The organism is Vogesella lacus (assembly GCF_979366295.1).
Map to the genome: position 1 here is coordinate 56,733 of NZ_CEETQT010000008.1, position 21,213 is coordinate 77,945.

Annotated in this window: 19 protein-coding genes and 3 tRNA genes; 16 read left to right on the forward strand and 6 right to left on the reverse strand. The window is 60.8% G+C overall.

Annotated features, from left to right (window positions below; translation table 11 throughout):
• Positions 1-39 precede the first annotated feature (39 nt).
• The gene (gene mnmC, locus ACZ9W6_RS11405; protein ID WP_465191277.1) at positions 40-2,043 is read left to right on the forward strand and encodes a bifunctional tRNA (5-methylaminomethyl-2-thiouridine)(34)-methyltransferase MnmC2/FAD-dependent 5-carboxymethylaminomethyl-2-thiouridine(34) oxidoreductase MnmC1; all 2,004 of its coding nucleotides are present in this window, start codon (positions 40-42) and stop codon (positions 2,041-2,043) included.
• Here mnmC and ACZ9W6_RS11410 read toward each other — a convergent pair.
• On the reverse strand, positions 2,032-2,820 hold the full coding sequence (locus tag ACZ9W6_RS11410) for an alpha/beta fold hydrolase (RefSeq protein ID WP_465191278.1): 789 nt from the start codon (positions 2,818-2,820) through the stop codon (positions 2,032-2,034). The genes mnmC and ACZ9W6_RS11410 overlap by 12 nt on opposite strands.
• Before the next feature lie 93 nt (positions 2,821-2,913).
• On the opposite strand from ACZ9W6_RS11410, the gene dsbD reads away from it, so the two are divergent.
• A complete protein-coding gene (dsbD, locus tag ACZ9W6_RS11415) occupies positions 2,914-4,689 on the forward strand; it encodes a protein-disulfide reductase DsbD (protein ID WP_465191279.1) in 1,776 nt (591 codons plus the stop codon).
• 57 nt (positions 4,690-4,746) lie between these two features.
• Here dsbD and ACZ9W6_RS11420 read toward each other — a convergent pair whose 3' ends face one another.
• A complete protein-coding gene (locus tag ACZ9W6_RS11420; protein WP_465191280.1) occupies positions 4,747-5,142 on the reverse strand; it encodes a RidA family protein in 396 nt (131 codons plus the stop codon).
• 146 nt (positions 5,143-5,288) lie between these two features.
• Here ACZ9W6_RS11420 and ACZ9W6_RS11425 point away from each other — a divergent pair, with 146 nt between their 5' ends.
• From ACZ9W6_RS11425 to ACZ9W6_RS11465, 9 genes are all read left to right on the forward strand, one after another.
• Complete coding sequence (locus ACZ9W6_RS11425; protein WP_465191281.1) at positions 5,289-6,842, forward strand: ABC transporter substrate-binding protein; 1,554 nt, start codon at positions 5,289-5,291, stop codon at positions 6,840-6,842.
• An 82-nt stretch (positions 6,843-6,924) separates the two neighbouring features.
• A complete protein-coding gene (locus tag ACZ9W6_RS11430; protein WP_465191283.1) occupies positions 6,925-7,866 on the forward strand; it encodes an ABC transporter permease in 942 nt (313 codons plus the stop codon).
• Positions 7,866-8,699 carry an ABC transporter permease gene (locus tag ACZ9W6_RS11435; RefSeq protein ID WP_465191284.1) on the forward strand — a complete coding sequence of 278 codons (834 nt, stop codon included), beginning with the start codon at positions 7,866-7,868 and terminating at the stop codon, positions 8,697-8,699. The genes ACZ9W6_RS11430 and ACZ9W6_RS11435 overlap by 1 nt, the downstream gene beginning before the upstream one ends.
• A 10-nt stretch (positions 8,700-8,709) precedes the next feature.
• On the forward strand, positions 8,710-9,735 hold the full coding sequence (locus tag ACZ9W6_RS11440) for an ABC transporter ATP-binding protein (RefSeq protein WP_465191285.1): 1,026 nt from the start codon (positions 8,710-8,712) through the stop codon (positions 9,733-9,735).
• Positions 9,732-10,700, forward strand: coding sequence for an ABC transporter ATP-binding protein (locus ACZ9W6_RS11445; RefSeq protein ID WP_465191286.1), 969 nt, complete (start codon positions 9,732-9,734; stop codon positions 10,698-10,700). The genes ACZ9W6_RS11440 and ACZ9W6_RS11445 overlap by 4 nt, the downstream gene beginning before the upstream one ends.
• On the forward strand, positions 10,697-11,956 hold the full coding sequence (locus ACZ9W6_RS11450; RefSeq protein ID WP_465191287.1) for an alanine racemase: 1,260 nt from the start codon (positions 10,697-10,699) through the stop codon (positions 11,954-11,956). The genes ACZ9W6_RS11445 and ACZ9W6_RS11450 overlap by 4 nt, the downstream gene beginning before the upstream one ends.
• A gap of 14 nt (positions 11,957-11,970) precedes the next feature.
• Complete coding sequence (locus ACZ9W6_RS11455) at positions 11,971-12,888, forward strand: MurR/RpiR family transcriptional regulator (protein ID WP_465191288.1); 918 nt, start codon at positions 11,971-11,973, stop codon at positions 12,886-12,888.
• Positions 12,885-14,327, forward strand: a complete 1,443-nt coding sequence (locus ACZ9W6_RS11460; protein ID WP_465191289.1) for an N-acyl-D-amino-acid deacylase family protein — start codon at positions 12,885-12,887, stop codon at positions 14,325-14,327. Before ACZ9W6_RS11455 ends, ACZ9W6_RS11460 begins: the two co-directional genes overlap by 4 nt.
• Positions 14,327-15,250: a sugar kinase gene (locus ACZ9W6_RS11465; RefSeq protein WP_465191290.1), complete on the forward strand. Its 924-nt coding sequence runs from the start codon at positions 14,327-14,329 to the stop codon at positions 15,248-15,250. The genes ACZ9W6_RS11460 and ACZ9W6_RS11465 overlap by 1 nt, the downstream gene beginning before the upstream one ends.
• 207 nt (positions 15,251-15,457) lie before the next feature.
• Here ACZ9W6_RS11465 and rlmD read toward each other — a convergent pair whose 3' ends face one another.
• Positions 15,458-17,059 carry a 23S rRNA (uracil(1939)-C(5))-methyltransferase RlmD gene (rlmD, locus tag ACZ9W6_RS11470; protein WP_465191292.1) on the reverse strand — a complete coding sequence of 534 codons (1,602 nt, stop codon included), beginning with the start codon at positions 17,057-17,059 and terminating at the stop codon, positions 15,458-15,460.
• 132 nt (positions 17,060-17,191) lie between these two features.
• Here rlmD and ACZ9W6_RS11475 point away from each other — a divergent pair, with 132 nt between their 5' ends.
• From ACZ9W6_RS11475 to ACZ9W6_RS11490, 4 genes are all read left to right on the forward strand, one after another.
• Positions 17,192-18,079, forward strand: coding sequence for a L,D-transpeptidase (locus ACZ9W6_RS11475; protein WP_465191293.1), 888 nt, complete (start codon positions 17,192-17,194; stop codon positions 18,077-18,079).
• Between the two features lie 46 nt (positions 18,080-18,125).
• Positions 18,126-18,201, forward strand: a tRNA-Ala gene (locus ACZ9W6_RS11480).
• A 7-nt stretch (positions 18,202-18,208) separates the two neighbouring features.
• Positions 18,209-18,284: transfer RNA gene (locus ACZ9W6_RS11485), tRNA-Glu, on the forward strand.
• Positions 18,285-18,290: 6 nt separating this feature from the next.
• A tRNA-Ala gene (locus ACZ9W6_RS11490) sits at positions 18,291-18,366 on the forward strand.
• Between the two features lie 65 nt (positions 18,367-18,431).
• On the opposite strand, the gene ACZ9W6_RS11495 is transcribed toward ACZ9W6_RS11490, so the two are convergent.
• The 3 genes from ACZ9W6_RS11495 to ACZ9W6_RS11505 form a co-directional block, all read right to left on the reverse strand.
• Positions 18,432-18,938, reverse strand: coding sequence for a hypothetical protein (locus ACZ9W6_RS11495; protein WP_465191294.1), 507 nt, complete (start codon positions 18,936-18,938; stop codon positions 18,432-18,434).
• Between the two features lie 91 nt (positions 18,939-19,029).
• Complete coding sequence (gene ribA, locus ACZ9W6_RS11500; protein WP_465191448.1) at positions 19,030-19,620, reverse strand: GTP cyclohydrolase II; 591 nt, start codon at positions 19,618-19,620, stop codon at positions 19,030-19,032.
• An 81-nt stretch (positions 19,621-19,701) separates the two neighbouring features.
• On the reverse strand, positions 19,702-20,400 hold the full coding sequence (locus ACZ9W6_RS11505; protein ID WP_465191295.1) for a GAF domain-containing protein: 699 nt from the start codon (positions 20,398-20,400) through the stop codon (positions 19,702-19,704).
• Between the two features lie 100 nt (positions 20,401-20,500).
• Here ACZ9W6_RS11505 and ACZ9W6_RS11510 point away from each other — a divergent pair, with 100 nt between their 5' ends.
• Positions 20,501-21,169 (forward strand): HD domain-containing protein, encoded by a 669-nt coding sequence (locus ACZ9W6_RS11510; RefSeq protein ID WP_465191296.1) that lies wholly within the window; start codon positions 20,501-20,503, stop codon positions 21,167-21,169.
• The last annotated feature ends 44 nt before the right edge of the window (positions 21,170-21,213 follow it).

Genomic DNA, 21,213 nt, shown 5'->3' on the forward strand with positions numbered 1-21,213 from the left:
TTCCTCCAGCCCCTGCTACGGGGCCAAAGGCTGCAGCAGATGACCCGCATTGCCCAACCCGCCGCCCTTGACTGGCAAGACGGCCAACCCGTTTCCACCACCTATCAGGACGTCTACTTCTCGGTCGCCGGTGGGCTGGATGAAACCCGCCACGTCTTCATCAAGCACAATCAACTCCCCGAGCGTTTTGCCGCCCTGCCTGCGGCGGGTAGTTTCTGCATCGCCGAAACCGGCTTTGGCACCGGCCTCAATTTTCTGCTGACGTGGCAGGTGTTTCTGCAGACTGCCCCCCCCGATGCACGGCTGAACTTTGTCAGCACGGAAAAGCACCCGCTCTCTGCCGAAGACATGCAACGTGCCTTGGCCATGTGGCCGCAGTTGCAGGCGCAAAGCAGCCAGCTACTGGCCCAGTACGATGCGCTTGCCCCCGGCTGGCATCGTTTTGTCCTTGAAAACAGCCGTATCATCCTGACGCTGCTGATCGGCGATGCACTGGAAACCCTGCCACAGCTGCATGCACAGGTCGACGCCTGGTTTCTCGATGGCTTTTCCCCATCCAAAAACCCCGAAATGTGGCAGCCCGAGCTGTTTCAGCAAATGGCCAGACTCGGCCACCACGGCACCACTTTCGCTACCTTCACCTGCGCCGGTGCGGTCAGACGCGGCCTGCAGGCAGCGGGTTTTGCCGTCAGCAAGGTTCCCGGTCACGGCATCAAACGTGAAATGAGTTGCGGCCAACTTGTCCAGTTAGCTGAACAAGGCTGGCAAGCACCCTGGCTGCAGCAGCCTTCGTCGCACAGCGGCGAGCGCAGCGCCATCGTGGTCGGTGCCGGCATTGCCGGTGCCAGCGCCGCCCACAGTCTGGCACTGCGCGGCTGGTCGGTAACCGTCATTGACCGTCACCCATTGCCTGCTCGCGAAGCCTCCGGCAATCCACAAGGCATTCTTTACACCAAGCTGTCTGCCCATCTGACCCCGCTGACCCGATTGGTGCTGTCAGGCTATGCCTACTCCCTGCGCGCACTGGGGCAACACTTGGCAGATGACGGCATCAGCTGGCAGCGCTGCGGCGTGCTGCAGCTGGCAGATAGCGAAGACGAGCTGAAACGCCAGCAAGGTCTGGCTGCACTGGGGCTGCCCACTGACATTCTGCAGGCTGTTGATGCGCAAGAAGCCAGCGAGCTAGCTGGCCTGCCGCTGTCACAGTCCGGCCTGTACTTCCCGCAAGGTGGCTGGCTGAATCCGCCAAGCCTGGTTGGCAAGCTGCTGGATCACCCGAATATCAGTCTGCGACTGGGCAAGACAATCACCGAGCTGAGCCAGAATCATGAAGACGACAGCTGGCTGGCCATGCATCACGACGAAGCGCTGGCCATCGGCAGTATCGTAGTACTGGCTGCGGCCAACGATACCCTTGCGTTTGATGCCACCGCCCATCTGCCGCTCAAACGCATTCGCGGCCAGATCAGTGAAGTGGCTGCCACGGCCGCCAGTAGCCAGCTGAAAACCGTGCTGTGCGGTGAAGGTTATATTGCCCCCGCCCGTCACGATCGCCACACGCTGGGTGCTACCTTCAAGTTTGATCACAACGACTTGCAGACTCATCCGGCCGAACATCGCGAGAACCTCGACATGCTTTCTCGCATGGCACCGGCACTGGCTGCGGGCCTCAGCAATGACGAAGCGGCCTGCCAGGGACGCGCGGCCGAGCGCTGCACCAGCCCCGACTATCTGCCCTTGCTGGGCGGCGTTGCGCGCCGGCAGCAGTTTGTCGAGCACTATCGCGAGTTGAGCCGCGATGCCAGCCTGCAGCTGGATGCCGCCATGCCGTGGATCAAGGGTCTGTATACCAGCACGGCCCACGGCTCGCGCGGCATGGTAACCGCGCCGCTTGCCGGTGAAGTCTTGGCCAGCCTGCTAGAGGGCGAGCCGATGCCGCTACCCACCGACCTGCTCAATGCGCTCAGCCCCAATCGTTTCATGCTGCGCGAGCTGGTCAGACAAAAACGGCAAAAAGCGGACAAGGCCGCGTCAGCGACTTAATAGCTCCTGAATGAAGCTGGCAGTCGCCACTGGCGACTCCAGCGGAAACAGGTGTGAACCGGGAAAGGTATGAATACGCATGCCGAACGCCTTGCGCATGAAGGCCAGATCGCTCGCCTGCAGCACATCGCTGTGTTCGCCGGCCAGAAAATCGGTTGGCACGCGCAGCTTGCCGCGATAGCGCGGGAAGGAGTGCGGCAGGGTGTTGTAGATGGCATTCTCGGCCTGCGGGCGGAACTTCAGCTGGCGATCGCCGTCTGCCATCAGAACCGTGCCGTGGCGCGCATAGTCGGCCAGACAGTCCGGATCGAAACGCGCAAACATTGGCTTGCGCGCGAAGTAGTCGTATACCGCCTGCTCGGATGCCCATCGGTCACGCCGCTTCAGTGTATTACCGCCCGGCGTTACCCTACTGATAAAACCCATACGCTTGGCCAGCCAGATTCCGGCCGAACGCGCCGGCCCCATCAAGGGCGAATCAAGAATGATCAGCCGCGAAAACAACTGCGGCTCGCGAATGGCGGCAAAAAACAGGATGAAACCACCGAGCGAATGACCGACACCGACTACCGGCTGCTGATAGCGGGCACGCAAGTAATCAAGGGTTTCATCGACCAGATGCGGCCAACAGTCCGTCACCGGATAGCGGCTGTCATGGCCGATACAATCGAGATAGCTGACCTGATTGCCTTGCGCCTGCCAGACCTCGAACATCTTGCGATAGATCGAAGCAGGAAAACTGTTAGCATGCGCAAAATGAATGATATGACCTGACATAGTCTCGCTCTTTCAGCCCAAGCCTGATATTCAAGCGTTTGCTTGGTAAGCCAGCATTGTGATGCACTACCCAGCCTAGGACAAGCCGCAACCGTGACACCCTCTTCAATTCGACACCTGTTCCAGCAACTGCTGCTGGTTTTCAGCCTGCTTTTCATCGCCCAAACGGCCAGCGCCCTGAATGCCGAAGATCTGCTGCCACCAGAAAAAGCGTTTGCGCTGCAAGCCGAACGCCAGGGCGGTCAAGTGGTTTTGACGCTGGAGGTGGCTGACGGTTACTACCTGTATCGCGATCGCAGCAAGTTCAGCACTGATCCGGCCGGCCTGCTCAGCGGCTCTCCGCTGCCTCCCGGCAAGATGAAGGATGACCCTTACTTCGGTCGTCTGGCGGTCTATCTGCCGGGCACGACTCAGATCACCCTGCCCTTGCAAGCTACTGCGCCAGAGAAATTCAAGCTCGAAGTAGTGATGCAAGGCTGTGCCGATGCCGGCCTGTGCTATCCGCCCTACACCTATCGCTTTGATATCGGCAGCCGCAGCAGTGCCAGCAACTGGCTGCAGGCACTGGCCCCCTCACCAGCTACACAGACAGACTCGTCACCTGCTGCGGCCAACCTCGCCAGCACCCTGCTGACCTTTTTCGTCGCCGGCCTCGGCCTCGCGTTTACCGCCTGCATGTATCCGCTGCTGCCCATCGTGTCCTCACTGATTGCCGGCCAGGGCCAGCACATCACCCGTCGTCGTGGCTTCATGCTGTCGTTCAGCTATGTGCAGGGTTTGGCGGTCTGCTACACCATTATCGGCATCATCGCCGGCCTCACCGGCAGTCTGCTCAGTGTCTGGCTGCAACAGCCGGTCGTCATCCTGTCCGCCAGTGCCCTGATGGTGGTGCTCGCACTGTCGATGTTCGGCCTGTTCAGCCTGCAGCTGCCGGCCAGCTGGCAAACCCGTATTGCCGACAGCAGCAATCGCCTCAGCGGCGGCAAAATCGCCACCGTCTTCGGCATGGGCGCCTTGTCTGCCCTGCTGATCGGCCCCTGCATCGCGCCGCCACTGGTGGTCGCGCTCGGTTATATCGGCCAGCAAGGCAATGCCGTGCTCGGCGGCCTGGCGCTGTACGCGATGGCACTGGGCCTAGGCACGCCGCTGATCCTGCTTGGCACCCTCGGCGGCCAACTGCTGCCCAAGGCTGGCCAGTGGATGAACCGCATCAAGGCGGTATTCGGCACCATCATGCTGGCCGTCGCCATCTGGTTGGCCGCGCCCTTTGTCCCGGCCTGGCTCGCCATGCTGGCCTGGGCGGCACTGGCGGCCGGCAGCGCCGTCTTTCTGGGGGCTTTCGAACCGCTGCCCGGCAACGCACGCAGCATCCACAAGCTGGCCAAGGCACTGGGCCTGATGCTGGCACTAGCCGCTGCCATCCAGCTGATCGGCATTTTCAGCGGTGCCAGCTCCGCCCGTCAGCCACTGGCGCAGCTATTGGGTAGCAGTGCTGCTGCCGGCAATAGCGAACTGGCCTGGCGCAAGGTAGGCAGCCCCGCCGAATTGCAGCAGGCGCTACAGGCCGCCGCCGGCAAGCCGGTGATGCTGGATTTTTACGCCGACTGGTGCGTAGCCTGTATCGAGATGGAACAAACCACCTTCCGTGACCCGCAAGTGCGCGCTGCCTTTGCCGACATGGTGCTGCTGAAAGCCGATGTCACCGCCAACAACAGCGAACACCAGGCCCTGCTCAAGCAATTCGGCCTCTACGGCCCGCCCGGCATGATTTTCTACAACCGCCAGGGTAAGGAAAGTCACCGCCTGATCGGCTACACCGCGACAGACGAATTCCTGCCGCCACTGCAAAAGCTGCTGAGCGGCGTCTGACGCTAGCAACCAAGGTTGGCCGCAAGCAGCAATGCTTGCGGCCATGCGCTTATCAGATCACGACGATTGACGCGGCTTATACGCTGTCACATCAATCTCGACTCGCGCATCAATCATCAGCCGTGACTCCACGGTTGAGCGCGCCGGCTTGTTGCCGGTGAAATGCTCCATATAGATGCGATTGAAGGTGGGAAAATCCCTGGCATCCTGCAGCCAGACACTCACCTTGCACACATCCGCCAGACTGCAGCCCGCCAAAGCCAGCGCCTTTTCCACATTACGGAAAACCTGACGGGTTTGCGCCTCGATATGACCGGCCACAATTTCCCCCTTTTCATCTACCGGCACCTGGCCGGAAACGAAGACAAAATCACCAGCGCGCACTGCCGGTGACAAAGGGCGTGGCTGCTGATCGGAAGCAAGCGGCGGATTGCCAAGAAACTCTAAAGACATGATGAAACTCCTTCAGGTGACGGTGTTGTAATCATGCCTTTTGTGAAATTTATTTTCAACACAGCATCTTAAAATCCGCTTTACAGTACAAAAAACGCACAATAAGATGAATTTCATGAAAATAAATTCCACAAGGAGAGACCACCATGATGCAGAGCCCAACCACCCGCCGTCACCTTCTCGCTGTCTCGATCGCCGCCTGTAGCCTGCTGGCCTTACCTGCCGGTTCGGTTTTTGCCGCCCCGGGCAGCGCCCTGAATCTGGCCATGGTGGCCGAGCCGCAAACGCTAGATCCGATGGCTTCCACCGCCGACCTGGTGGCCACCATCATGCAGCACGTATACGAGCCGCTGTACACCTTTGACGCCAAGTGGCAGATCGTCCCCCTGCTGGCCGACTCACTGCCCAAGGTCTCGGAAGATGGCAAGCAGTACACCATCACCTTGCGTAAAGGCGTGATGCTGCACAATGGCCGCGAGCTGAATGCTGAAGACGTGATTGCCAGCCTGAAACGCTGGATGGAAATGGCACCGCGCGGCAAGAATGTGGCAGCCGAGCTGGCAAGCCTGAACAGCAAAGGCGATTACAGTATCGAGATTGTGCTGAAGCAGCCTTATGCCCCGTTGCTGGCGCAACTGGCATTGCCTAGTGGCATGGCCGCCATCATGGCCAAAGAAAGCATTGCCAACCCGCTGACCCAGTTTGTCGGCACCGGACCCTACAAGTTTGCCGAACGCAAGCCAGACCAATACGTACTACTGACGCGCTTTGACAAATACAGCGCCCGAAAAGAGGGCGCAAACGGTTATGGCGGCAAACGCAACGCCATGGTTAACGAGCTGCGCTTTATCCCGGTACCGAATGCCAATACCCGGGTAGAGGGTGCACTGGCAGGACAATATCACTTCGCTGACTTGCTGCCGGTTGATGCCCTGCCACGCCTCGAAAAAGCGCGTGACAAGACAGTTCCCGCTCTTAACAAGTCCTTCGGCTTCCCTTATCTGGTACTCAACACCAAAGAAGGCAGCATGGCCAAGCCAGCCGTACGCCAGGCCTTGCAAACTGCACTGAACCAGAGTGATATGTTGGCCGCAGGCTTCGGCAACCCGCAGTTTTACACCGCCGAGGGCAATCACTTCCCCAAAGGCACGCCGTTCTACTCGACAGCCGGTCTTAACAAGTACCGGCAAAACAACCCGGCACAAGCCCGAAGCATGGCCGCTGCTGCCGGCTATCAGGGCGAACCGGTGCGTATCCTGACCAGTCGCCAGTACGACTTTCACTACAATATGGCGCTGATCATGGCGGAGCAGCTGAAAAAGGCCGGCTTCAAGCCTGACCTGAACGTGGTCGACTGGGCGACCCTGGTACAGCGTCGTAACGACAGCAAGCTGTGGGATATCTACATTACCCACTCGCCTCTCTTCCCCGAGCCTATGCTTTCGCCACCACAGCTGGGTAATGGTGCGCCAGGCTGGTGGAGCACCCCGGCCAAGCAAGCCGCGCTGGATACATTCAACGAACAGACCGACCCGGCCAAACGCGCCGCCGCCTGGGGCCGTGTGCAACAGACTGTCTACGACGAAGTGCCTTACATCCAGGTTGGCAAGTTCAGCAGCCTGTCCTCCCGCTCGCCCAAGCTGGAAGGCTTTACCGCCTCCACCTGGCCGTTCTTCTGGAACGTCAAGCTCAAGCCCTGATTTCCCCGACTGACAGACAAACCCGCTGCCCTGCCCGGCAGCGGGCAGGGATTACTTTGCTTGATTTCAGAGGTAGGCAGTAATGCAGCGTTATCTTTTAAGCCGGCTTGTCGGCATGTTCATCGTGATGAGTATTGTCGCGGTGCTGGTTTTCCTGCTGACCCGTGCCGCACCGGGTGACCCGATTGCGGTGTTGCTGGGCGACCAGGCCACCGCCGCGGATATTGACCGGGTACGGCAACAATACGGGCTGGATCAGCCTTTACCGGTGCAGTTTCTGTACTGGTTGAAAGAGCTGTTCAGCGGCAATCTCGGCGATTCCATCTTCTTGCAACGTCCGGTTACCCAGGCACTGTGGGAACGCGCCGAGCCGACCGCCCTGCTGGCACTGATGGGGGTTGGCATTGCCACCTTGATCGGCGTGCCTTGCGGTGTGATTGGTGCGGTGTTCCGTGGCCGTCTGCTTGACCAGTTTTTTACCGCGCTGGCCATGCTGGGCGCCAGTATCCCGAGCTTCTGGCTGGGCATTGTGCTGATTCAGGTTTTTGCCGTGTCGCTGGGCTGGTTTCCGGTATCCGGTTATGGCGAACCCGGCGCGCCACTGGCCGAGCGCATGCACACCCTCATTCTGCCCGCCACGGTACTGGGCTTGCTTAATTCCGCACTGATCATCCGCTTTACCCGCGCCTCGATGCTGGATGTGCTGGGTGAAGACTATGTGCGCACCGCCCGCGCCAAAGGCCTGACCGAGCGCGTAGTCATTCTCAAGCATGCCTTGCGCAATGCCCTGGTGCCGGTGGTCACCGTGATTGGTCTGACGCTGGCGCTGATGATAGGCGGCGCGGTGGTCACCGAGACGGTCTTCGGCCTGCCCGGCGTCGGCAACCTGGTGGTCAATGCCGTACTGCGCCGTGATTACCCGGTAATACAGGGCGCGCTACTGGTGATTGCTGCCATCTATGTGCTGGTGAACTTCATGGTTGACCTGCTTTACACCCTGATCGATCCGCGAGTGAAATACTGATGAAGCTGTTTCTGCAAAAACTGTTCCGGCGGCAGATCGTTCTTCTGGCCAGCGCATTGTTGCTGATCGTGGTGATGACAACGTTGGCCGCACCGTGGCTGACGCCATTTGCCCCGAACGACACCGCCATCCTGTCGCGCCTGCAAAGCGCTGGTGGCGAACACTGGCTGGGCACCGACGAGCTGGGTCGTGATGTGTTCAGCCGTATTGCCTTTGGCGGCCGTTACTCGCTGGGGATTGCGGCGGCCACCGCGCTGCTGGCGATTGCCTTTGGCACGCTGATGGGCTTGCTGGCGGGCTTTTTCCGCCAGCTTGATGCGCCACTGATGCGTCTGGTAGATGCCATGATGTCGCTGCCGGATATTCTGCTGGCGATTGCACTGGTCGCCATTCTGGGGGCGTCTGCGGCCAACGTGGTGCTGGCGCTGGTGATTGTCTACACACCACGCGTGGCACGGGTAGTGCGCGCCTCGACACTGGTATTGCGCGAGCTGCTGTTTGTCGAAGCCGCGCGGGCGCTGGGCATTCCACTGTGGCGCGTGCTGCTGCGCCACATCCTGCCCAATCTGGTATCGCCGATTCTGGTGCAAAGCTCCTTTATCTTTGCCTACGCCATTCTGGCCGAAGCCGCGCTGAGCTTTCTGGGCGTGGGCGTGCCACCGGAAATCCCGACCTGGGGCACCATGGTGGCTGGCAGCCAGCAATATGCGCACCAGACGCTGGGCGTGGTGCTCTACCCCGGCATGGCCATCATCATTACCGCGCTATCGCTACAGATTCTGGGTGACGGCATCCGTGACCTGCTTGATCCGCGCCTGAAAAAGTCGCTGTAAGGAAAGCCCGATGACACACAAACCAAGACTGCAAGTACGCCAGCTGGGCACGGCTTTTCATACCGATGACGGCACCATCCATTCGGTGGCCGATGTCAGCTTTGACATCCAGCCGGGTAAAACCACAGCGCTGGTCGGTGAATCCGGCTCCGGCAAATCCGTGACCAGCCTCACACTGATGCGCCTGCTGCCCAAGAGCGCGCACTTTACCGTGGGCGGCAGCGCGCTGTTCCAGTGCAACGATGGCCGCGAGATTGACCTGCTGCGTGCCAGCGAGGCCGATATGCGCCGCCTGCGCGGCAATGAAGTGGCGATGATTTTTCAGGAGCCGATGACCAGCCTGAATCCGGTATTCCGCATTGGCGAACAGATTGCCGAAAGCGCGCGCCTGCATCTGGGCATGGATCACGCCGCCGCCCAGGCTCACGCCCTGCGTATGCTGGAAATGGTCGAAATTCCCGCCGCCGCCCAGCGCCTGAACGAATACCCGCACCAACTCTCTGGCGGCATGCGCCAGCGGGTGATGATTGCACTGGCCATGGCCTGCAACCCCAGCCTGCTGATTGCCGACGAGCCCACCACCGCGCTGGATGTCACCATTCAGGCGCAGATTCTGGACTTGATGCGCCGCCTGCAGCGCGAAAACGGCATGAGCATCCTGTTCATCACCCATAACCTGGGCGTGGTGGCGCATTACTCGGACGATGTCGCCGTGATGTACGCCGGACGCATTGTCGAAGCCGCGCCGGTGACCGAGCTGTTTGCCCAGCCTCGCCATCCTTACACCCGTGGCCTGCTGGCCTGTCTGCCAGCGAATCAGCGCCAGCGCAGCGGCAATCAGCGCCGCCTGTTTGCGATTCGCGGCCAGGTATCCAGCCCCTTGTCACCACCGCCAGGCTGCGCCTTTGCCCCGCGTTGTGATCAGGCATCCGCCCCCTGTGATAGCCGTGTGCCTGATTTGCTGACAGATGGCCAGCACCAGAGCCGTTGTCTGCTGACTGCGGCCAACCTTGCCGCCACCGGAGCCACGCCATGAGCCAGCCATTGATCGAAATCCGCCAGTTGAAACGCTATTTTGGCGACAGCCAAAAACCGGTACGCGCCGTGGACGATGTGAGCTTTGTTATCCAGCCCGGCGAAACACTAGGGCTGGTGGGCGAATCCGGCTCCGGCAAAAGCACGATCGGCCGCACCCTGCTGCGTCTGCTGGACCCGACCGCCGGTGACATTATTTACCGCCAGCAAAGCATCGCCACCCTGCCGGAGCGCCAGCTGCGCCCGCTGCGGCGCAAGCTGCAAATCATCTTTCAAGACCCGTACGCCAGTCTGAACCCGAAAATGCGTATCGGCGATGTGCTGGACGAAGTGCTGACAGTGCATGGCCTGCATAAAGGCCGCGAGGCACGACAAAAGCGTATCGGCGAGCTGCTGGAGCAAGTCGGCCTGCGCGCCGAACACGCCAGCCGCTACCCGCACGAATTCTCCGGTGGCCAGCGCCAGCGCATCGGCATCGCGCGTGCACTGGCAGTGGAACCAGAGTTCATCGTCGCCGACGAGCCGCTATCGGCGCTGGATGTATCGATTCAGGCTCAAGTGGTCAATCTGCTGTGTGATCTGCGTGAACAGCTGGGGCTGACCATGCTGTTTATTTCACACGATCTGGACGTGGTCGAATACCTGTGCGACCGCGTGGTGGTGCTGTATCTGGGGCAAATCATGGAAATCGCCCCGACTGCCGCGCTGTACGACAAGCCGCTGCACCCGTATACCCGCGCCCTGTTGGCCGCATCGCCCAGCCCCGATCCATCCACACCGCACCAATTCACCGCGCTGAAAGGTGAAATCCCCAGCCCGGTCAACCCGCCATCCGGCTGCGTATTCCGTACCCGCTGCCCGCATGCCGTGCAAGCCTGTAGCGAAACAAGACCACCATTAAGTGATCTGGGCCACGGCCGTTTCAGCGCCTGTATCCGCATCGAAGAACTGGAAAGCACATCATGACCCTGCTCGACCCCATTCTGGACAATACCCACAAGGGCTATCCGCATCAGGCACCGGCCATGCCGCTATCGCATGTCGGCACGCAGAGCTGGTCTTTGTACGCTGATGATCTGCCCCTGCCACTGGCCGTACTGCGCCAGTCGCCGCTACAGCACAATCTGCAGTGGATGCAGCAACTGGCGAACGATGCCGGCATTGCCTTTGCGCCGCATGGCAAAACCACCATGTCGCCACAGCTGTTCCGTCAGCAGCTGGATGCCGGTGCCTGGGGGCTGACACTGGCCAATGTGCAGCAAGTCCGCATTGCGCTGGCCGCCGGTGCCCGCCGCATCATTATTGCCAATCAGGTATTTCAGGCCGGAGATCTGGCCCAGATCAGCCAGTGGCAGACGCAGGATCCATCGCTGCGCATCATGTTCCTGCTGGATTCACACGAGCAGCTGGCACTGATTGCCGAATCCGCACCGCCGAAAAGTAGCCCGTTTGAAGTGCTGCTGGAGGTGGGTGAAACCCGCACCGGCTGCCGCACGCACGAGCAGGCGCTGGCGCTGGCCGAGGCAGCACGCCTGAATCCAAAAGTCAGGCTGGTCGGCGTCGAATGTTATGAAGGGCTGACTGCCAGCGGCGACAGCGCCGCCGATAGCGCCCGCACCGCTGCCCTGCTGGCGCGGCTGCAGCAAGTCGTGCTGGCCGTGCATCAGGCTGGCGGATTTGAGTGTGAGGAGATCATTGTCTCATCCGGTGGCTCTGCACTGTTTGATCTGGTACTGGCCCCGATGCGGATCAGCCTCGACAGGCCGGTGCTGGGCGTTTTGCGCTCCGGCTGCTATCTCACCCACGATCACGGCTTTTATCAGCGGCTGGTGGAGCAGGCCAATGCGCGGCTGGGTTGCCATCATGGCCTGCAAGCCGCGCTGGAAGTCTGGGCGCATGTACAATCGCGCCCCGAGCCGGGCCTGGCCATTCTGGCTGTCGGCAAACGCGATATTTCCTACGATCTGGCCCTGCCGCAACCGGTGGCCTACAGCCCGCGCGGCAGCCGCGCAAGGTTGGCCGCAGCCGCCAGCTGGCAACTCACCGGCCTGAATGACCAGCACGCCTACCTGCAGCTGGGCGCAGATTCGCCTGATCTTGCCGTGGGCGACCGCGTCATGCTGGGCATCTCGCACCCCTGCACTACTTTTGACAAATGGCGCTGGCTACCCGTCATCAATGATGACGCACTGGTAGTCGACGCCGTAAGCACCCGATTCTGACCATGAGCCTATCCATGAGCGTACTCGATCACACCGCCAGCCTGCTGCAAGACGAACAGGCCGGCCTGCCTGCCGGACGCCGGCGCATTCTGGAAGCCCTGCAACAAGACCCGCAGCGTTTTCTGGACGAGAGCTTCGACACCCTGGCCGAACAGATGGACACCTCGGTGCCCAGCATCATGCGCACGGTGCGTGATCTGGGCTTTGCCGGCCTGCGTGACTTCAAACTGGCACTGGCACAAGAGCTGGCTGTCAGCGCCCCGCCGTTGCATCGCCGCGTACAGCGGCAAGACAGCACCGATCAGGTCGTCGACAAAATCACCAAGAGCGCCGCCACTGCCGTCAACAGCGTGAAGGCGACACTGGACGTCAACGCGCTCGAGCAAGCCGCCAAGGCGATTGTCGAGGCTGCGCGTACCGATTGCTGGTGCGTCGGCGCGACATCCAGCTTCATGGCCAATGACTTTCAGGCGCGACTGTTCCGGCTGGGGCTGGTGGCCAATGCCTATCTTGATCCGCATCTGCAGCTGGTATCGGCCGCCACCCTGCAACGTGGCAGCGTCGCCTTTGCCATCTCGCACGTGGGCGGCATGCCTTCGCTGCTGGAGGCAGTCGATGTGGCCCGCGCCCAGGGGGCCACGGTGATTGCGCTGACTCAGGCCGGTACACCACTGGCACAAAAAGCCGACATCGTGCTGGGCATCAATGTGCCGGATGATCCGGTCATGCACGTTGGTACCGAAGCTTATCTGGCCCACCTGACCGTGATTGAAATCCTGACCGTACTGGTGGCGCAGCGCAGTGGCGATACTGCCATCCAGCGTCTGCAAAACGTGCGCCAGATTCTGGGGACGCATGGTGTGGACACTCATCACCAGCCTTTCCATTACTGGCAAGCCCGTGAGGCTAACGGCGGTCAGGACGAGTCATGAAACGATTGCTACGGAACGGACTGATCGTCGACGGCAGCGGCAGCCCCGCCTTCCGTGGCGATCTCTTACTGGAAAACGACCGCATCGTGGCCGTCGGGCCTGATCTGCTGGCCAATCCTGGCTATGCCGATCTGGTCATACGTGATTGCACCAGTCTTGTCATCGCCCCCGGTTTTATCGACGTACACACCCACGACGACGCCATAGTGCTGCAAAAGCCGGCCATGCTGCCCAAGCTGTCGCAGGGCGTCACTACCGTCATTGCCGGCAATTGCGGCATCTCGCTTTTGCCGCTGGCCACCGACAACCCGCAAGCACCGCTGAATCTGCTGGGGGCGCAGTCATTTCGCTACCGCGAATTTGCCCAATACCGCGAGGCATTCGATGCCGCCCGCCCCAGCATCAACACCGCCTTGCTGATTGGCCATACCACGCTGCGCTTTGCGGTAATGGACACGCTGGATCGCGCCGCGACACCAGCAGAAGTCACCCGAATGGCCGAGCTGCTGGCGCAATGTCTGGCAGCAGGTGCCATCGGCCTGTCCAGCGGCCTGTTCTACGAACCGGCATTTGCCGCGCCGGCAACAGAAATTACCGCACTTGCCGGTGTCGTAGCACGCTATGGCGGCGTTTATACCAGCCATCTGCGCAGCGAGATGGCCGACATCATCGACGCCATGCACGAGGCCGCCGACAGCGCGCATGCGGCCAACGTGCCGCTGGTGATCTCGCATCATAAATGCGCCGGCCCCAGTCAGTGGGGACGCTCGGTCGAAACCCTGGCCGTCATGGAAAGTCTGGCCGCACGGCAGGCTTTGGCAATGGATACCTATCCCTACACCGCAGGCTCAACCGTGCTGCGTGAAGATCTGGTCGATGGTGTGATCGACATCCGCATTACCTGGTCAGACAGCCACCCCGACATGGCCGGGCGCTGGCTGGCCGATATCGCCCGCGACTGGCAAGTCAGCCAGCAGGAAGCCTGCCGCCGCCTGCAGCCCGGCGGTGCCTGCTACTTCCAGATGCACGAAGACGACGTGCAACGCATCATGGCGCACCCGCTGACCATGATCGGCTCTGACGGCCTGCCGCATGACCGTCATCCTCACCCGCGCCTGTGGGGGACATTCCCCCGTGTGCTGGGCCACTACCAGCGCGAGCTGAAGCTGTTCACGCTGGAAACCGCCATCCACAAGATGACCGGCCTGTCTGCCGCACAATTCCGCTTACCACACCGTGGCCTGCTCAAGCCCGGCTACTTTGCCGACATCGTGTTGCTGGACCCTGCCCGCGTGCAGGATACGGCCAGTTACGACCAGCCTTGCCAGCCCGCCAGCGGCATTGTCGCCGTGTATGTCAATGGTGAGCTCAGCTATCAGGAAGGCAAACTCTATCCACTGGCCCGCTCTGGCCGCCTGCTGCAAAGGCAAGACACATAATGGAAAAAACACTGGATTTAGTCGCCCTCGGCGAGGCCATGATCGAATTCAACCAGACCGGTGATCTGGACTACCGCCGCGGTTTTGGCGGCGACACCTCCAACGCCGTGATTGCGGCCAGCCGCATGGGCGCACGCTGCGGCTACATCAGCCAGCTGGGTGACGACCGTTTTGGCGAGGCACTACTGGCGCTGTGGCAGCAGGAAAACATCGACATCAGCGGCGTGCGCACACTCAAAGACAGCGCCACCGGCGTGTACTTTGTCGAGCACGACACCAAAGGCCACCATTTCAGCTACTGCCGCAAAGGCAGCGCCGCCAGCCAGATCCGTCCTCAAGACCTGCCGCTGGATGTGATTGCCAGCGCACGCCAGCTGCACGTTTCCGGCATCTCGATGGGTATCAGCCAAAGCGCCTGCGACAGTGTGTTTGCCGCTATCAGACACGCCCGTCAGCATGGCACCCGCGTCAGCCTGGACATGAATTACCGCCCCAGACTGTGGTCGGTCGAACAAGCCCTGCCCCGCTTGCAACAGGCGCTGGCCGACACCGACCTGTTTTTTCCCAGCGTAGACGAATCCCAGCTGCTCACTGGCCTGTCAGACATTGACGACATCCTGCGCTGGTCACATGAGCACGGCGCGCGTCAGGTGGTACTCAAGCTCGGTGCGGATGGCTGCATTGTCTCCGACGGCCAAAGCCGCCAGCACCTGAGCGGCCATCGCGTCAATCCGGTAGATGCCACCGGTGCAGGAGACTGCTTCGCCGGTACCTGCCTTGCCCGCCTGGCCGCCGGCGACAGCCTGATCAACGCCGCCCGCGCCGCCAATATCGCTGCAGCACTCAGCACCACCGGAGTCGGTGCCGTCGCACCACTGCCACGTTGGCCGCAAGTCGCCGCCTTGCTCGATGCGGCAACCTGATATTCAGACATCAGCACTTGCCTGACGGACAGCCACACCACGCGTACCGCTGGCGGTAGCGGTACGCGGTTTTCTGCCGAATGCCTTAGCAAATAAGGCAGCGGACAGCGCTGCCCCCAGCCCAATAAAAAAGGACAACACCTAGTGGTGCTGTCCTTTTTCTTGCGCCTGCCCTTGCCAGGGCTTCAGCCTGGCTTGCGGCCAACCTTACTCGGCGCTGCTGTCGTCTTCTTCCGAAAACTCGCCGGCTGCCTGGCGCTCGGCAAACGCCTGGCGCTTGGCTTCGTTGGCCGCAGTGCGGGCTTCGAATTCGGCGCGGCGCACCGCCTTGGCGGCCTGGCGCTCGGCCACTTCCTGCGCACGCTCTTCGGCCAGCTGCGCTTCGCGAATCTCGCGGGCAGCAATCGCGGCTTCACGGGCCGCGCTGCGGCGTGCTTCTTCTGCCGCCTCGATGGCTTCGATCTCGGCACGGGTCTTGCACGGGCTGGTCTTTTCAAACCAGGCCACCGACTCGACGTGGGCCGTGTGCGGGAACATATTAATGATACCGGCGGTTTTCAGCGTATAGCCCTTGGTGTGCACCAGCACGCCGGCGTCACGCGCCAGTGTCGCCGGGTTACAGGACACGTACACGATGCGTTGCGGCGCGGTTTCTTCGGTAATCGCCTTCAGCAGCTGGATTGCACCATCGCGTGGCGGGTCAACCAGCATCTTGTCGAACTTGCCCAACGCGGCGAAGGATTCTTCGGTCACGTCGAACAGGTTGGCCATTTCATAGCTGACACGATCTTGCAGACCGTTGTGCGTGGCGTTTTCCACTGCGCGTTTGACCAGCGCCTCGCTGCCTTCCATGCCGTGCACAGTCGCGCCGCTACGGGCGATCGGCAGGGTAAAGTTGCCGATGCCGCAGAACATGTCGGCGATGCGCTCGCTGGCCTGCGGGTCGAGCAGGCGCAGGGCGCGGCTGACCATCACATTATTGATGTCCGGATTCACCTGGGTGAATTCGGTCGGGTAGTAAGGCATTTCCAGATCGAAATCGGGGATGCGGTAGGTCAGGCGCGGCGCGTCCAGCGGGTAGATCGGATAACAGGTTTCCGGGCCTACCGGCTGCAGCCAGATCTGTACCTTGCGCTTGATTTGCGAGTGCGTATCGGAGAATGCCTTCAGCAGCGCGAAGTCGGCTTCGGTGATGTCATCCATATTGCGGAACACCAGAATATCGACCTCGGCTCCAACAGCTACTTCGACTTGCGGCATGCGGTTGTAGATGGACAGCTTGCTGACCAGCTCGCGCAGCGGCACGATCAGCGCCGAAATATGCGCCGGCAGGATGCGGCACTCGGTCATGTCGGCAATGAAAGTCGAGCGCTTCTCGCGGAAGCCGACCAGCGCACCGCCCTTTTTTTCGACAAAACGGGCAGACAGGCGGGCTCGGTGACGGTAGCCCCAAGGACTGCCGGCAATCGGTGGCGAGATGGTCTGTGCCTTCACATTGCCGATATGGGCAAGATTGTCTTCGAGCAGGCGCTGCTTGACCGCGACCTGGGCCGAGAATTCGACATGCTGCATCGAACAGCCGCCACAGTTGCCGAAGTGTTTGCACTGCGGCTCGGTGCGCATGAAGCTTTTCTTGAACACCTGCACCACGTCGGCACTCTCGTAGCTCTTCTTGATGCGATAGCTCTTGAAGCTGACTTGTTCGTAAGGCAAGGCGCCATCAATGAAAATGGCCTTGCCATCAACACGGGCTACGCCGCGACCTTCATGGTCCAGCGATTCGACATGGGCTACAGGGTTCTGAGTCATTGTTTATACGGGTGAAATGCAAAAGACAAAGGCGGGAATTGTCGCAGAATCCGCGGCAAAAATCACGGCATCTTGCACCGTTTGACAGGCCATCTGCTACTATCGGGCGATTACTTAACCGGTATGCATCCGATGTTGGCCGCCTTGCGACTTTCCCTGCTGATTCTGCTCCCTGTCACTGCTGTTGCGGCCAACCCTGTGCCCGAGCCCGATGTACTCGTCAGCAGCGCCGGCAAGCACGTGGTCGTCAACCTGCCGCAGACCCGCGCTTTCCTGTACGAGGATGGCGAGCTGGTGGGCAGTTATCCGGTGGCGGTCGGCAAGATGATTACCAATACCCCGACCGGCAATTACGCGATTACCGGCATTTACCGCAACCCGGTCTGGCATGTGCCCAAGTCCATCCAGGAAGAAATGGCCAAACAGGGCAAGCCAGTGCAAACCACCGTGCCCCCTGGGCCGGACAATCCGCTGGGTCCGGTTTTCATCCGCTTTGGCGAGGCAAAACTCGGACTCGGCTTTCATGGCACGACCCAGCCGGGCAGCGTACCGGGCTTTCGCAGCCACGGCTGCGTAAGGCTGCGCAATGAAAATGCAGTGGCGCTGTCGAATTGGGTCGATATCGGCTCGGCGGTGACCATCAGCTATCAGAGCACTTTGCTGCACGAAGACGATCAGGGCGAGCTGTGGCTGCACGCCTATCGCGATGCCTATCAGCGCAAGGATCTGCAGGCTGAAAGGTTGGCCGCAACCCTGCTGGACTGGCAGGCCAATCGCCAGCGCGCGATTTTCGGCAAACGCGTTGACGAGGCGCTGCGCCTGCGCAATGGCAAACCCGTTTGCCTGACCTGCACCGACAAGGTCAGCAGTATCAGTGGCCGCCTGGTGCCGCTGCGCTGGCTGTCACCGCCACAAGAAATCACACCCGACAGCTCGATGCCCAGCATCAGTCAGCTTCCCAAGCGAGCGCTGTTACAAATTGTTGAAAAAACGCTTGACGTAGATTTTCCTGCACGTTAAAGTGCGCACCTCTTCGCGATGCAGCAAACGCAACGCGAAGTCCCGTGGGGGTATAGCTCAGCTGGGAGAGCGCTTGCATGGCATGCAAGAGGTCAGCGGTTCGATCCCGCTTATCTCCACCACAATTTAGTCCCCATCGTCTAGAGGCCTAGGACACCGCCCTTTCACGGCGATAACCGGGGTTCGACTCCCCGTGGGGACGCCAGCATTCGGGGGTATAGCTCAGCTGGGAGAGCGCTTGCATGGCATGCAAGAGGTCAGCGGTTCGATCCCGCTTATCTCCACCAGAACAAACCGGATTACCGCAAGGTAATCCGGTTTTTCTTTATGTACTCACCCTCATCACAGTGCTTCAGGACAGCTGCCGCTGATGCGCCTGCAAAGCATCATGCAGATCTTGCCACTCATGTGGCTCGCCCGCCCGACGCACCGCCTGCAGGACAAACTGGCAAGCCGCAAAAATCAGTACCAGCCTTGGCCGCGCCACCTCATGCAGCGACTGCAACTGCGGATGTCGCCATAGCGGCACCAGCCGCTTGAATACCTCATCCACCTGCCACAACTCGCCCATCAGACCGTGCGACGCATGGCCGGCACTCTGCAAGGCATGTTCGCGCATGGCACGCACGCGCTCGTCCAGCAACTGCAGCAGATGCAGCAAGGCCTGCGACAGCTCATGCTGCTCGGCATCAGCCCCATGCTGATCATCCGGATCCAGCTGTTGCGCATACTGCCCGAGCAGACTGGCCTGAAACACCTCCACCTGCCCCTGCCGCCCGGCCGGCGAATGCTGCTCTTGCCTGGCTGCCGTACGGCCATGCATGGGCGATGCTGCCGAAACCGGTTCAATCTTGTCCATACACCCCTCGCCTGGCAAAAGTAAAGGCCGGACCGTCACTAACGGCCCGGCCCTTATCCTGTTATCGACCGACAACAAACATTACTTGATGTCAGTCACCAAGCATATGACCCAGCTTGGCCTGTTTGGTTGCAAGGTAGTGGTCATTGTAATCATTGCGGCCAACCTGCAAGGGCACGCGCTCGACAATCTCGATGCCCGCCTGCTGCAAGGTTGCCACCTTGCGCGGATTGTTGGTCATGATGCGCACGGCACTGACGCCGAGATGTGCCAGCATCTCGCGAGCGATGCGAAAGTCGCGCATATCGGCCGGAAACCCCAGCTGCTCGTTAGCTTCGACCGTATCCGCACCACCATCCTGCAGCTTGTAGGCACGGATCTTGTTGAGCAGGCCGATACCGCGCCCCTCTTGACGCAGATAAACCAGTGCACCGCGCCCTTCGGCGGCGATAGCCGCAAGTGCCGCTTCGAGCTGAAAACCGCAATCGCAGCGTAAGGAGAACAAGGCATCGCCGGTCAGGCATTCCGAATGCACGCGCGCCAGCGGCGCCCCTTGCTGCACATCGCCCAGCGTCAACACCACATGCTCGCGGCCACCCATCTCCTCGAAGCCATGCATGTCAAAAACACCCCATTGCGTCGGGAGCTTGCAGGTCGCCACATAGTTCACGGTTGGGTTCACAGTTGGCGCATCAGTTTTAGCCGTCACGGTTTTTCCACAATTCATTGCATCAGAGGCCTAGCTTGGGGCAAGACCCAGCTTTTAAAGCCCCGACAGGACTTCGTTCATCTCGCGCATCGGCACCGCCAGAATGCGCGCCAGCGCTACCAGCACCGCCTGTTTGTCTTGGGAGAAGAAGCCCGCCTGCGCCGATTCGGCATCGAGTATCCCCAACACCTCGCCACGCTCACCCAGCACCGGCAAGCAAACCTCGCTCTTCACCTTGGGGTCGCACTCGTAATAAGGCTGGCCCGACTGCACCCAGGCGGCAACATCATTGATTACCACCGCCTGCGCATTGCGGCCAACCTTGCTGTTATTGCTGAGCACGGCAAACTCTTCGGTCAGCGGGAATACCGCCCGGCTAGGCAGGCCGCGATAAGCCAGCTTCAGCAACGCCGGCTGGCGATTGACCGTGACGCGCAGATAAAAGCCCAGCCAGTCTGCCGGCACCAGTGCCAGCGTGGCATCCAGCCAGGCCTGCAGCTGCAGCAGCTGGCGTGTCATGGCCACATTCTCGCCACCCAGCAGCGGCGCAATATCAAACGGCACCGGCTCAAGCTCATCCACCAGCGAGCAACTGCCGCCCTCACCCAGTTTCGGTACCGGATAGCGATACAATTGCTCGACCGTCCACTTGCCGGCCGCCGGCTCGGCAAAACGGCTGCGCAACACCAGCCCCGCACCACGAATGGCCGCCTCATCCAGATTCAGGCCGGTTTTTTCCAGATACTTTTCCATTTACGCCCCCTTGGCATCGTCGACACGCTTACTTTACAGAATATCAAGCTGCGCGCATTATGCCCCGCTCCTGTTAAGCCCCCAAGATGCAAGGTGCCCCATGACACAGACTTTGGCCCACTGGCAGGCATACTGCCGCGACATGCTGTCCGCCAGCCCCGAACATCAACAGGATGCGGCACACGACCTCAATCATTTCGAGCGGGTCTGGGCCACTGCACAGCAATTACTGAAGGCCCATCCCGAGGCCAATACCCTGCAAGTCATGCTGGCCTGCTATCTGCATGATCTGGTGAATCTGCCAAAAAACCACCCCGACCGCAGCCAGGGCTCGCGCATGGCAGCCGATCTTGCCTGTGAAAGGTTGGCCGCAGCCGGGCTGGATGTCTCGCTCTTGCCCGGCCTGCACCACGCCATTATCGCGCACAGCTTTTCGGCCAATGTCGCCCCGCAAAGTATCGAAGCACAAATTGTGCAGGATGCCGATCGGCTGGATGCACTGGGTGCCATCGGCTTGGCCCGGCTGTTTTATATCGCAGGCAAGATGGACAGCCGCCTCGCCCACCCCAGCGACCCGCTCGCCCAGGCGCGACCGCTTGACGATCGCCACTATGCACTGGATCACATCATGGTAAAGCTGGCCAAACTGCCCGCCAGTATGCAGACCAGCGCCGGCCGCCAGCTTGGTGAAGAAAGGCTGCAACAGATGCTGGCCTTCCGTGACTGCTTTGTCAGCGAATGGTGCGGCACAGTTGGCATTCAGGGATAATGTCGGCCCGGCCACGGCCGGGGCCTGCCTGTACGAGACAACAA